The organism is Sedimentitalea nanhaiensis DSM 24252, assembly GCF_000473225.1.
Taxonomy (GTDB): domain Bacteria; phylum Pseudomonadota; class Alphaproteobacteria; order Rhodobacterales; family Rhodobacteraceae; genus Sedimentitalea; species Sedimentitalea nanhaiensis.
Genome location: NZ_KI421509.1, coordinates 3814556 through 3827292, shown reverse-complemented (window position 1 = coordinate 3827292; position 12737 = coordinate 3814556). Strand labels below are relative to the sequence as shown.

Genomic DNA, 12737 nt, shown 5'->3' with positions numbered 1-12737 from the left:
ATTCATCATCGTCGGCCCCTACCCCATACATACCGCGTATGTACCCAGTATGTATGGGCTGTGCGCGCCCCGAAACGGCCCTATTCCGCCGCCACGGCCCCGGCCTGGGACAGCGTTTCCAGGATCGCATCGGCGCAATCGCGGCCATCGCGAATCGCCCAGACCACCAGGCTCGCGCCCCGCACAATGTCGCCCACCGCATAGACGCCAGGCATCGCCGTCGCCCCGGTGGTGAAATCGGCCCGGATCGTGCCCCAGCGGGTGACACCCAGTTCCGGCTGGTCCCACAGCGTGGGCAAGTCTTCCGGCTCGAACCCCAGCGCCTTGATCACCAGATCGGCCTCTTCGACATAATCGGCCCCCTCGATGACCTCGGGCGACTGGCGTCCGGTGGCATCCGGTGCGCCCAGACGCATCTTCTGCACCATCACGCCGCTGACCGTGTCATCTCCGACAAACCCCTTGGGCGCGCTCAGCCATTCAAAGATCACGCCCTCTTCCTCGGCGTTCTTCACCTCGCGCTGGCTGCCCGGCATGTTGGCCCGGTCGCGCCGGTACAGGCATTTGACGCTGGTCGCGCCCTGCCGGATGCTGGTGCGCACACAGTCCATCGCCGTATCGCCGCCGCCGATCACCACAACCCGCTTGCCGGTGGCGTTCAGGCGGCCTGAATCATAGGCCTCGACCGCGTCGCCAAAGCTTTTGCGGTTGCTGGCGGTCAGGAAATCGATCGCCTTCTCGATTCCGCCCAAACCGCTGCCCGGCATGGCCAGATCGCGGGATTTGTACACGCCGGTGGCGATGATCACCGCGTCATGCTGGGCGCGGATCTCGTCGAACGAGATATCCTCGCCCACCACACAGTTCAGCCGGAAGGCGACGCCGCCCGCCGCAAGCTGCTCGTTGCGGCGCATCACCACGTCCTTCTCCAGCTTGAAGCCCGGGATGCCATAGGTCAGCAGCCCCCCGGCGCGGTCATAGCTGTCATAGACGGTGACCTGCACCCCGGCCCGGCGCAGCACATCCGCCGCCGCCAGCCCGCCGGGACCGGCCCCGATGATGCCGACGCTTTCGGCGCGTTCCCGCGCCGGTTTGATCGGCTGCACCCAGCCCTGCTCCCAGGCGGTGTCGGTAATGTATTTCTCGACCGCGCCAATGGTCACGGTGCCATGACCGGACTGCTCGATCACACAGCTGCCTTCGCACAGACGGTCCTGCGGACAGATCCGGCCGCAGATCTCGGGAAAGGTATTGGTCGCCTGACTGACCTGATAGGCTTCCTGCAACCGCCCTTCGGCGGTCAGGCGCAGCCAGTCGGGGATATTGTTATGCAGCGGGCAATGGGTCTGGCAATAGGGCACGCCGCACTGGCTGCACCGGCTGGCTTGCTCGCGGGCCTTGGTATCGGCATACTCGGCATAGATCTCGTGAAAATCCGCGCGCCGTTCGTCGGCGTCACGCTTTATTGGCATGTCGCGGTCAATCTGTACAAACTTGAGCATAGGTTGCTTGGCCACGACAAAGACTCCCCTGATTTTCCCGGCCTGGTGTGTCTACGTCATTTCAAAAAGGATTAAAAGTCAATCTTGCTGACCTATTAGCGGTAAATTTTGCGACACCCGCAAGGATTTCCACCGACTCTCCTGATATTGCATATCAAACCGGACCTAAATCCCGCCTTTTCTTTTGAAAATGCCCACTTATACCTGGCCTCCAGACCGACCCCTGAACAGGAATCCCACCCCATGCCCCTTCTTCACCTGTTTCTCGTGGCCGTAATTCAGGGAATCACCGAATTCCTGCCGGTTTCCTCCTCGGGTCATCTGATTCTGTTGCCCGGCCTGACCGGCATGGACGATCAGGGGCAATTGATCGACGTCGCCGTGCATGTGGGCACCCTGGGCGCGGTGGTGCTGTATTTCTGGTCCGATGTGAAAACCGGGCTTCTGGGGTTGCCACGCCTGTTGCGGGGGCGCGCCGACACCCCCGGTGCGCGCCTTGCCCTGGCGCTGATCGTGGCGACGATCCCGGTCATCCTGTGCGGTGCGATCCTGCATTTCACCGGCCTCAGCGACGCGCTGCGCTCGGTCGCGGTGATCGGCTGGACCATGCTGATCTTCGGCGTCGTGCTGTACTGGGCCGACCAGACCGGCAGCGACACCAAACCAGGCAGCGACTGGCCCTTGCGGGACGCGCTGATCATGGGGCTGTGGCAGGCGATCTCGCTGATTCCCGGCACCTCGCGCTCGGGCATCACCATCACCGGCGCACGGCGGCTGGGCTATCGGCGCGAAGACGCGGCGCGGCTGTCGATGCTGATGTCGATCCCGACCATCCTGGCCTCAGGTATCCTGCTCGGCGGCGAAGTCGCATTCGACGCAAACACCGCCGCCATGCGTGACAGCGCCATCGCGGCGGGCCTGTCCTTTGTTGCGGCCCTGGTGGCCCTGACATTGATGATGCGACTGCTGCGCAGCATCAGCTTCACGCCCTACGTGATCTATCGTATCGTTCTTGGAATCGTGCTGCTGATCTATGCCTACGCGTAATCAGACGCGCAGATTGCGCGCCGATTCCTTGATCGCGTCATACTGCCCGGAGGGACGGAACCGCCACAGATAATCCGGCAAAACCGACTCCATCGCCACCGGCGCAATCCCCAGCTCGGCAAAGCCCTGCGCCCCTTCGGACACCACGTTGTTCCGCGCCAGATTGCGCAGTTGATCGCGGGTCAGCACCCCGTTTGTGATCAGCCCACCTGTGACCGTCTGCATCAGATCAAAACCAAAAGCCATCACCCGCGCCACAAAGCGCGGCAGGTTCAACACCAGGCGACGGCGGTGGATCACACCCAGCATCTGCGCCATCAAGGCCCGCAGCGATTTAACTTCGGGACCGCCCAATTCATAGACGCCCGCAGCGGCATCGCCCAACACACCCTTGACAGCCGCCTTGCCGACATCATCCACATAGACGGGCTGAAACAGCGTTTCGGCACCGGCAATCGGCAGGATCGGACCCAGCCGCGTCATCCCGGCAAAGCGGTTGAAAAACTGATCTTCGGGACCGAACACAACCGACGGGCGCAGGATAACCGCGCCGGGCATATGGGCCAGGACCGCAGCCTCGCCCTCAGCCTTGGTGCGGGCATAGTCGCTGTCGCTGTCCTTGTCCGCTCCGATGGCCGAGAGATGCACCATCCGCGCAATCCCCTGGCCGGACGCGATCCGGGCAATACGCCCGGCGCCCTCGACATGCACCGCATCAAATCCATTCCTGCCGACCTGGTTCAGCACACCGACACAGTTCACCACCGCGTCTGCGCCCTGCATCGCCGCAGCGACACTGGCATCGTCCCTGACATTGCACAGAACCGGCTCGACCTGACCGACCACACCGTAGGGCCGCACAAAGATCGCCTCGTTGGGCCGCCGCACCGCAACCCGAACGCGCCATCCCTGCCGCGCCATGCGGCGGGCGATGTAGCGTCCGACAAAGCCGGATCCGCCGTAAATTGTCACCAGTTTGGACATGCCTGGACTCCCTGCAAATTGGGTCCATTCCGATCTACCGTTCCGGACACGTTCAAACAAGGCGCAAAAACGCCGCGCAGCCGGGATTCCCGCGCAGGCGGCATGGCGCGATCATTTTCCGGCTTTTTCCGGCTCGGAGCAAAAAGATTCCGAAATTCACAAAAATCCGTTTGACACCCCTGCCCGGTCAGCCTAAAGCCTCGCCTCACGACACCTGCCCAGGTGGCGGAATTGGTAGACGCGCTAGCTTCAGGTGCTAGTATTGGCAACGATGTGGAGGTTCGAGTCCTCTCCTGGGCACCAGTCAATCCACCTAAGCCTTTGTTTTAGAGTAAGATTGTGGAAATTTTGGAATTTCTATCCACCCTTCTACCCACCTTTGCGCCTTCCTAACCGAACCGATGCTCGCCCCAATTACCAGCGATTCAATGTCCGGTCCTTGAAGGCTTCCGCGCATCCCGTGGCGATACTTGATCCCTACTGAACAATTTTACGACTAGCGCGACGCTGTAGATGCGATGTGGGTCGGATTACGTCCTGGCAGGCTAAGTCAGATGTGGCTGGTGACCTGCTGTCATTGCACCGCATTGCAGTGCCAGCGCACCCAACTGAACTCTGAATCCCATCGGTTACGGGATCTTCGTTTTTGGCATGAGAAGCACACTCCTTCACTAAGTTCATCAAGCGAGAAGCGTCCATCAAACTGGGGAAACTCCAACTCTAGTGATCGACTGCGTTGATCTTGCTGGTCCCATTCAGTTAGGCGATGGTGCCCCAAAGTCCGCGGCTGTCGTCAAAGGCTTGATGTCGTCTCTCTGTATAGTTTTTCAAACTCAGCCGCCTCGGAGTCGCGAAGTAAATCGAACTCACGCGCTCGCATGCGTTTGCTGAAATGGCCATCGTTTTGGCGCAACATATGGAATAGTAGGTCCAGAATGCGCTCCGGCATATCAATTATTTCTCGTGCTCCACGATGAAAATCATCCCTAGAAGACAGGAAGCGCAACTCGTCGCGAAGTTCCTTTTCTATTGTACGTTTAAGGCAGTCAAAAAGGAACTCGGCGTGAGGTGTGGAATCAAAATATCTATAGTAATCAATTGTTTCGTTAAGCACTTCAACGTTGCCACGCTGGGTCGGCTGCCAGTTAACGACCGAAAGCATAGGTTGCGAAACGCTCTCTAGTACGTGCCGATAGGCGACGAGATCAGCCAAAATAGCTACCGAGATAGGCGGGATCACATCCTCAGGGAAGAATTTTCTGGTCGCCAATACATGATGGATAAGATAGCGATGAAGACGACCGTTCCCGTCTTCAAACGGGTGTACATAAACAAAGCCAAAGGCAAGGGCGGCTGCAGTTAGAACAGCATCGTACTCTCTGATCTCAGAGGACGCCTCGTAAGCAACCAAAGCAGCTACTAGGCTATCTAAGTCCTGTGCCTTTGCGCTAATGTGGTCCGGGCGAGGCTCTCCGAAAGGTGTATGCTCACCTACAAAACCGCCTTCTTCACGAAGCCCAAGCTTCACGAAGCGGTCATCTTCTATTAGCGCTCTCTGCATTTCCACAAGTACCGCGACGGACAACCGGCTCTCGCCCGCACGCCCTATCACAGTAGCCCAACGTTGCGCTCTGTCTTTTGAAGGACGCTCCTTCTCGATTTCGAAAGACGCTTTGGAATCATTTAGGAGCAGGAAGGCCGCAGCGCGTCTTAGTAGTTCTTTGGGAACGTCACGTATTGTCTGCTCTGCCTCGGCTGAGAGGTCTAGTTCAAAGTAGCGGTCGAGCTTCTTTGTGCGCGTAACCAGTGGACAAAATCCGGGCGTGCCTGGAAGATTATCTCTCACCCGCCAGCGTGAAATGTTGTCAGGTCTGCTCGCTGCATACTGGTGTTTGGGGTCAACGGCATCAACGTATGCACCACCGAGACTATCCGGTGCAATCAACTCTTGCTGGGTAAGCCACTCAAAAAGAAAGCAAAGCCTCCTAGCATATCCGCTCGTTGGTTGGGCATTGATAGCGCTTTGAAGTTCCCCTGCTCCAATCTTCTGGAAAACTTGCTTCAATATCAGTAGGTTTACCCCCTCATACTTTAGGGCAAACACCATATGGTCATAGTGTGACCGCCTAGGTCGCTTCGGGTGGGGATGGATGATCCAATCTGATGAGCGCTGCCTCGTATTGTTCCCAGCGACAGCATGTAGCTGGGAAGGTAGAATTGTGTTAAGACCTAGTGCATCGATCAAATGCGAGTAGCCCGCGAGGTATGCGGGAACAGGCAGGGTCCGTGACCGAAAAAGTTTTCTTGGACTGTCGTTTGTTTCTGTCATGACCACAGGTAGTCCCATCGGTTTTGTTACTTCGCCGTAGATTTTTTGCACAAATGGCGTCAAGATGTTTTTTTCTTTTCCTTTTTTGGTGCAGGCACATTGACATTGCAACAATATGCTGTGGCTTTCTGCATGATATTGGAGGTTGGTCTCATGATGCCACCAAGAAAACAGCACCGGCACTACATTGCCACAGGTGCCAAATTCACTAAAAGGCTGACCCCGCCACCACCAACGGCGGCTCCGCTGGAAAGCTCCTGATATCGAACCACTTGAACCAGGTGCCATCCGGGTTGGCCTGGTCACCCATGACAAGCTGTTGACCGCCGTTTGCGTGACGTATGAGGGCCGCTCGGAACGCCCGAAGGTCGATCAACCGCCAGTGCTCTATATGCGTTTGTGAGGCGCTGACATGGCCGTAGAACATCCAGTCACCGTATCCGTTCACAATCTTGGACAGTTCCGTTTCAGCCCCTGACGGGACATGAGAGCGGATGGTGAACTGGTGCGGATAGCGCAGGGCGTAGCCGGGTCGTCTGACACGTGCGGCGATCCGCATGTCGCGGGCGTCCAGCATCAGCAGGTCTGTTGCATGGAGCCGGTCCAGCGGATCGGGTGCGACGTTCAGCAGATGTGCTCCGATAAGGCGCTTGATGTCCGGCAGAAACCGGTCGGACCAGCGCCGGTTCAGTGTATAATGATAGGTCATGAAATTTGCTTTTGAAATGTCGAAAACGGTGAGAAGGCCCGCAAAATGGCGAGCCTTCGGTGAGTATTGGCTTGCCGTCAATCACCCCCTCTCTGTTTGGTGAGCTGCTCGCGCCTGTCTCGTCGTGAACGCCATGAATGCACCGGGCCAGCCGTCAGACCGCCTCCGACTTCTTGTAGCGTGGCTCGATCCCGACCATCTCATATGCGCGGGCCTCCTGCCAAACTGGATGGGTATCCCAGTCGAGAACACATCCGCCGCAGACGGTGGCGACAATTATCTTCGCGCGAAGTCAGAAGCGGAAGTTGCGGCAGAGACATCATTTCATCTTCGATCCGGTCCGTTCTGACATGGAACAGACGGTCAAGCCCTTCGTCCTCGGCCTTTCCGATTGCTTTGCTCTCATGCTTTCGGGCTGCATCTGTGATGGCTCGGTGCTCACGAAACAGCCGCATTATCGGCGTGTCGCCAGATTCGGCGGTGAGCGGAAGTGCGTTCGCCGTACCGGCAACAGCTACGGCGGGTGCGGCGGCAAGAAGGTCGCGGCGGTTCATGATGCCACCTCCGGCAGGCTCACCGCGTCCAAGGGCGAAGCAAAGGACTGGAAGGCCACCACGTTCAATGCCCGGATCGAGGAAGCCGCGAAGAAACCGACCTTTCGCAATGCGTGGAAGTCGGGGCGATGCCTGATCCCTGCCGGTGGCTACTATGAGTGGACAGGTGAAAAGGGGCACAAGCAACCGCATGTCATCCTGTCGGCAGGCAACGAGGAAACCCTGTGGTTCGCGGGCCTGTCATCGCACTGGAACGATATCCACACGTGCGCAATCCTGACGCGCCCGGCAAATGCATGTGTCGAACAGGTCCACAATCGAATGCCGGTTATCCTGAATTCTGATGAGCGGGAGGCGTGGATGGGCGGCACGGATGACGCCGGGATCGGGGCAGACGCCATCCTAAAGCATCATCCGGTGAAGCGGTTCGGTATGCGCGACGACGGGCCGGAATTGGTCGAAGAGATGTGAGTCCCGCGTATGCGTTAGCCGGTCTTCGGCGTATCGGCGGTCAACTGAATGATAGCGGACCTAACAGACGCTTCGGCAAATCAGCAACTGCATCTGTGCAGGCGTCGGACTTGGCGAAAGTCGGCTCAGGCCGTCCAGCACGATCCTGATCTTCTCTTCCGCTGAATACTGCTTGCGGGTGGCTCGGCGGATGTCTTTGACGACTTTCTCGCCGTGGCTCTTACGTGTTCCGGGTTTCTGTCTCATCTCCACTCCTTGGTGGTTACGATGTGCCAGAAACCCTCTCTTATCAAATCACCCTAAACTGTCCCAATGGCGCTGACGTCAGACAATTGTGGATAAAACCTCTTCCCATTCTTGAAGTGTTTCAAATATCGCGGTCAGATCGTCAGGAGATAACGCATCGACGGGCACTGCGGTGTTCGAGACTGCTCCTGTCCCGTGCACCACCAACAACGATTGATCACCCATAAACCGTTAGCTATCAGGGGTTTGCACCTGTGTTCCGAGACACATTCTTGGACACAAACAGGACAAATCGAAATGGCGGTGGTGATGAAGTTGAAGCACATTGACGAACTGGCAGGTGGTCGCAAGCGGTTCCGCAGGCGCTGGCCTCAGGACGTGAGCAAGGGTCTTGGGGAATAGTTCATCTAGCGCCCCATGGCTCCCCGTGAGGGCCAGCACCTATTTCAGCCCCGCCGAAACCATTCTGACCCGCGCAGCAAAGAACTCAAAACCGGGCGGCGCAGATACAGGGCCGCGAAATATCGAACTTGCGATATCGACTGCCATCCGGCGACCGATCAACAGAGCTTCAGTTGTCGAGAAAATCAGTCATCAAATCCCCGACTTCCGAGCGGCGTGAATACATCAATAGATGACCCGCAGGGAAAGCTTTCAACCTGGCGTTCGGGATCAGGCTGGCCAGAAGCATCTGATTGGCGATCGGGATCAGCGTATCCAGAGCGCCACCGATAACCTGAGTGGGCATTGTCAGATTGGCAAGCCAGGGCAGACTGCTCCACGAACACAAGGCCTGTACCTGAGCCGCATACCCTTTGTACGTCGGGCGTATGGCCAGTCTGGAATACTCGCGAAACAGCGCTGGCTGCAGCAATGCCTCGCCACCATACATGAACGGGCCGATGAAATCTCCGTAGGCCTTGTTCATATAACGCCACGGGAACATGATTTCAGAGAGCGCGATGGGCGAACCCCACCAACTGGCTATCCCCCCTGCCGAGGTGATGGCCAGAACCAGCTTACGCACACGGTCGGGCCGGTCGTATGCGATCTGCTGCGCCACCGCTCCGCCCCAGGAAATGCCCATAACGTCACATTGCCCGACCCCCAGGTGATCCAGAATCTCGGTCAACATGGATGCATGTCGCGGAATCGTCGTCATGTCATCGGGGACATCCGAGCGGCCCGCACCGGCCGCATCAAACGCAATGATGGGCCTGCCGGGCAACTCCTGCAGCAACGGATAGAGGATCTCGACCGACTGCCCCAAGCCATTGCAGATCACCAGTGGCACGCCAGCTTGCTGCAGATCCCGGGTAAAGACCCGCAAATTCACACCGCCTGCGGAAATTTTCTGAAACCTGCTGTTTTCCGGGGCCTCGTGGATATGTGGCAATGGCAAGGTCCCCAACGCTCAGGTGTTATTGTCCGATAACCAGAGACTTACCCGTCCTGCGGCACATTTTCCAGCACATATGTTCCGGGTGCCGGAGCAAGCTCGGGGTGGTTTCGGTTGCCCAGGACTCGCGGCGCGCTGCGTTGGTCGGCACCGCTGGTCCGGTCGAGCCAGCCAAGCCAATGCGGCCACCAGCTCCCTTCGGTTCGGTCCGCCGAGGCCTGCCAGGCATCCGATGATCCGGAACGGTCACCGCCCGACAGAAAGTAACGGCGGTTCTTCACCGGGTGGTTGATGACGGTGCCGGACACATGGCCACCCGATGTCAGAATAAACTCTGTCACTTTGGGCAGCAGGGCTGTTGATGCATACGAGGTCTTCCAGGGAACGATATGATCGCCCGTGGCGGACACAAAACAGCACGGTACGTCGATATTTGCGCAATCCACCGGCTGGTTCAGCAAGGTCAGCGCACCGGGATCCTTCAGCTTGTTGGCCTGATACATCTCTTCGACGAAATATGAATAATACGGCGCAGGCATGTTCGATGTGTCGGCGTTCCAATACAGGATATCAGAAGGCGGCGGGTTTTGCCCCTTGAGATAGTTGTTGACGACGAACCCCCAGATGCTTTCGTTGACATGCAGCATTGCCATCGCCCGCGCGATATCGCGCCCCGGCGCCACTTTGGCAGTGCCAAGTCGCGCCTTGTAAACCTCATTCTGGGCCTGATCCACGAATACCTCGACTTCGCCGGGATCGCTGAAATCCAACAGCGAGGACAAGAACGTTGCCGATCCCACGAGGGATTTCTGCGCCTCGGGCATCACTGCCAGAGCCGCCAGCAGCAGAGTGCCCCCATTGCACCAGGACAGTAGATCGATCTTCTCGGCCTTGGCGATATCGGCCGTGGCATCGATGGCGGCCATCACGCCCTTGGTGATATAGTCATCCCAGTCATAATCGCGAGTCTCGGGGCCGGCGTTGCGCCAGGAAATGACAAAAACCGAATTGCCCTCTTCCAGCAAGTACCGGATCATCGACTTCTTTTCGTTGATGTCGAAGATGTAGAATTTATTCACGCAGGGCGGCACGATCAGGATCGGATTTGCCCGCACCTTGGGGGTTACCGGGGTATATTGGATCAGTTCGATCAGCGGGTTACGATAGACCACAGCGCCTGGTGTTGTCGCCAGATTTTCGCCGAGTTTGAAAGCGCTTTCGTCGGTGGTGGTGATATAGCCTTTCTTAAGGTCGGCGAGCAGGTTGCTGAACCCGTCAATCAGGCTTTGACCACCGGTTTCCTGTGCCAGCTTCAGCACTTCTGGATTGGACAGAACAAAATTCGACGGCGCGAGGTTGTCGGCTGTCACACGGGCATAGAAGCTGAGCTTGCGTTGCTCGTGTTCGGGCAGCCCGGCCTTGTCCGCCAGATCGACCATCGCCTTTGCAGTCAGCTCATAGGACTGGCGCAGAAGCGGAAAGATGCCTTCGTTCCAGGCCTCATCGCCAAAGCGGCGATCCTTGCTTGGCGCAGCTTGTGCCTTGCCGCCAGGCAATGAGGTCAGCCACAGATTGGACATCTCGGAGGGATCGCCGGACCACATTTTGGCCCACGCGCCCCAGGCCTGCGCATTGGGGGCCGTCATCGCCTGCGCCGCCTCGGTCCAGTTCCTGGCGAGATCGGACATCAGTGTGCCATCCATCCCGGCAAAAAGCGGATGCGACTTGGTTGCATCCAACATGGTTTGGGACAGTTTTTTCATGATCTCCTGATCCATCTCTCTCTCCTTGATATTCAGTTCAGCCACGTTCGGCGAGCCATTACCGCGACACGCAAAGGTGCATGATTTCATTGCTACCTTCAAGGATCTGGTGCACCCGCAAATCGCGCACCAGCTTTTCCACCCCGTAATCGGCCAGATAGCCACAGCCGCCATGCAGTTGCAGCGCGTCGTTGGCGAACTCAAAGACGATCCCGAAAATCTCCTTCTGTTCTTCTGTCGACGCAAAATCCATCAGCTCAGTCTTTCAGTACGCATCGACATTCGGTTCAGATGTGGATGGCATGGCCCAACGCCTTCAGCGCGGCCTCCTGCAAGCCTTCGCTCTGGGTCGGGTGGGCGTGGATGGTGCCTGCGATATCTTCAAGACGCGCGCCCATTTCGATTGCCAGTGCAAAGGTCGCGGCCAGTTCGGAAATTCCACCACCCGTGGCCTGAATGCCCAGTATCACATGATCGCTTGCCCGTGCGACGACGCGGATAAAGCCGCTTTCGCTCTCCATCGTCATGGCACGCCCATTGGCGGTGAACGGAAATTTGCCGATCACGATCTCGCGGTTCAGGACCAACTCTTCCTCGGGCGTAAAACCCGGAGTGACGATGTCATGCCCCAGCGCACGCGCCTCGTCCGGTCCCAGACCGGCGGTTACAATTTCCGGATCGGTAAAGCACACCGCCGGGATACACTGCTTGTCCCAAGCTTGCGGACCACCCGCTACGATTTCGGCGGTCATCTCGCCCTGCGCGATGGCCCGGTGTGCCAGCATCGGCTCACCGGTCACGTCGCCAATGGCAAAGACATCGCGCATCGAGGTTTGGCAGCGGTTGTCGATCTGGATAAAGGTGCCGTTCATTTTCAGAGCCAGTTCATCCAGCCCGCAATCTTGCGTTCGCGCTTTGCGCCCGACGGCAACCAGAACCTTGTCGAACGGCAGTTCGGTTTTTTCGCCGCCCTCCAGCGTGACCCGCAGCGCGTCCTTAGCGGCGTTCAGCCCTTCGGCCTTGGCGTTAAGCATCACCGTGACTCCAAGCGCTGCGAGACGGTCGGCCACCGGCTTGGTCAGGTCCGTGTCATATTGCGGCAGGATCCGCGCGGCAAATTCGACCACCGTCACATTGGCGCCCAGCTTGGCCATAGCAGTGCCGATTTCAAGTCCGATATAGCCGCCGCCGACAACGATCAGTTGTTTGGGCACCGCAGTCAGCGCCAGCGCGCCCGTAGACGAAATGACATCGCCGCCAAACGGCAAGGACGGAATTTCAAACGGCACCGAGCCGGTCGCGATGACGATCTTTTCCGCATGGATCAGTTGCTCGCCCATATCGGTTTTGACGAACACCGATTTTCCGTCACGGAACCGTGCATGGCCGATGATCGCCCGCACCCCGGCCCGTTTCAGCAAGATCCCGACACCGCCGTTCAGACGGGCGACGATACCATCCTTCCACGCGACCGTCTTTTGCAGGTCGATCTGAGGCTTTTGCACGGATATTCCCAATGGATTGTCGCTTGTGAAATGGATCGCGTGCGAAAATTTCTCGGCGGCGTGGATCAGCGCCTTGGAGGGGATGCAGCCGACGTTCAGACAGGTGCCGCCATGGGCTTTTGCCTCGACAATAATCGTGTCCACGCCCAGTTGTCCGGCGCGGATGGCGCAGACATAACCGCCCGGGCCCGAACCGATCACCAGCAATTTGCACTTCAGTTCTTCCAT

The 12737-nt window shown here is 58.2% G+C and carries 10 protein-coding genes, 1 tRNA gene and 1 pseudogene; 3 read left to right on the top strand and 9 right to left on the bottom strand.

Going from position 1 to position 12737, the window contains the following annotated elements:
- Positions 1 to 80: 80 nt before the first annotated feature.
- Positions 81 to 1517, bottom strand: coding sequence for an NAD(P)-dependent oxidoreductase (locus NANH_RS0120955; protein WP_027263802.1), 1437 nt, complete (start codon positions 1515 to 1517; stop codon positions 81 to 83).
- 228 nt (positions 1518 to 1745) lie between these two features.
- On the opposite strand from NANH_RS0120955, the gene NANH_RS0120950 reads away from it, so the two are divergent.
- Entirely contained in the window at positions 1746 to 2549 is an 804-nt protein-coding gene (locus NANH_RS0120950; RefSeq protein ID WP_027263801.1) for an undecaprenyl-diphosphate phosphatase, read from the top strand.
- Here the strand turns inward: NANH_RS0120950 and NANH_RS0120945 are convergent, their stop codons facing one another.
- Positions 2550 to 3533, bottom strand: a complete 984-nt coding sequence (locus NANH_RS0120945; protein ID WP_027263800.1) for a complex I NDUFA9 subunit family protein — start codon at positions 3531 to 3533, stop codon at positions 2550 to 2552. It abuts the gene before it with no gap.
- A gap of 216 nt (positions 3534 to 3749) precedes the next feature.
- Here NANH_RS0120945 and NANH_RS0120935 point away from each other — a divergent pair.
- Positions 3750 to 3836 (top strand) — tRNA-Leu (locus tag NANH_RS0120935).
- A gap of 490 nt (positions 3837 to 4326) precedes the next feature.
- Here the strand turns inward: NANH_RS0120935 and NANH_RS0120930 are convergent.
- Together NANH_RS0120930 and NANH_RS0120925 are read right to left on the bottom strand one after the other, a co-directional pair.
- Complete coding sequence (locus tag NANH_RS0120930; protein ID WP_211237104.1) at positions 4327 to 6150, bottom strand: Fic family protein; 1824 nt, start codon at positions 6148 to 6150, stop codon at positions 4327 to 4329.
- On the bottom strand, positions 6071 to 6571 hold the full coding sequence (locus tag NANH_RS0120925; RefSeq protein WP_027263797.1) for a hypothetical protein: 501 nt from the start codon (positions 6569 to 6571) through the stop codon (positions 6071 to 6073). The genes NANH_RS0120930 and NANH_RS0120925 overlap by 80 nt, the downstream gene beginning before the upstream one ends.
- Positions 6572 to 6921: 350 nt before the next feature.
- Between NANH_RS0120925 and NANH_RS26790 the strand changes: the two genes are divergently transcribed.
- Positions 6922 to 7596, top strand: a complete 675-nt coding sequence (locus NANH_RS26790; RefSeq protein ID WP_245601486.1) for an SOS response-associated peptidase — start codon at positions 6922 to 6924, stop codon at positions 7594 to 7596.
- 60 nt (positions 7597 to 7656) lie between these two features.
- Here the strand turns inward: NANH_RS26790 and NANH_RS28695 are convergent, their stop codons facing one another.
- The 5 genes and pseudogenes from NANH_RS28695 to lpdA form a co-directional block, all read right to left on the bottom strand.
- Positions 7657 to 7842 (bottom strand): hypothetical protein, encoded by a 186-nt coding sequence (locus NANH_RS28695; protein WP_083557678.1) that lies wholly within the window; start codon positions 7840 to 7842, stop codon positions 7657 to 7659.
- A gap of 571 nt (positions 7843 to 8413) precedes the next feature.
- Positions 8414 to 9238: an alpha/beta fold hydrolase gene (locus tag NANH_RS26785; protein WP_051372529.1), complete on the bottom strand. Its 825-nt coding sequence runs from the start codon at positions 9236 to 9238 to the stop codon at positions 8414 to 8416.
- 47 nt (positions 9239 to 9285) lie between these two features.
- Complete coding sequence (locus tag NANH_RS0120900) at positions 9286 to 11019, bottom strand: PHA/PHB synthase family protein (RefSeq protein WP_027263796.1); 1734 nt, start codon at positions 11017 to 11019, stop codon at positions 9286 to 9288.
- Positions 11020 to 11062: 43 nt separating this feature from the next.
- A pseudogene (locus tag NANH_RS0120895) lies at positions 11063 to 11209 on the bottom strand (acyl-CoA dehydrogenase family protein); the annotation flags it as partial.
- An 82-nt stretch (positions 11210 to 11291) separates the two neighbouring features.
- Positions 11292 to 12737: a dihydrolipoyl dehydrogenase gene (gene lpdA, locus NANH_RS0120890; RefSeq protein WP_027263794.1), complete on the bottom strand. Its 1446-nt coding sequence runs from the start codon at positions 12735 to 12737 to the stop codon at positions 11292 to 11294.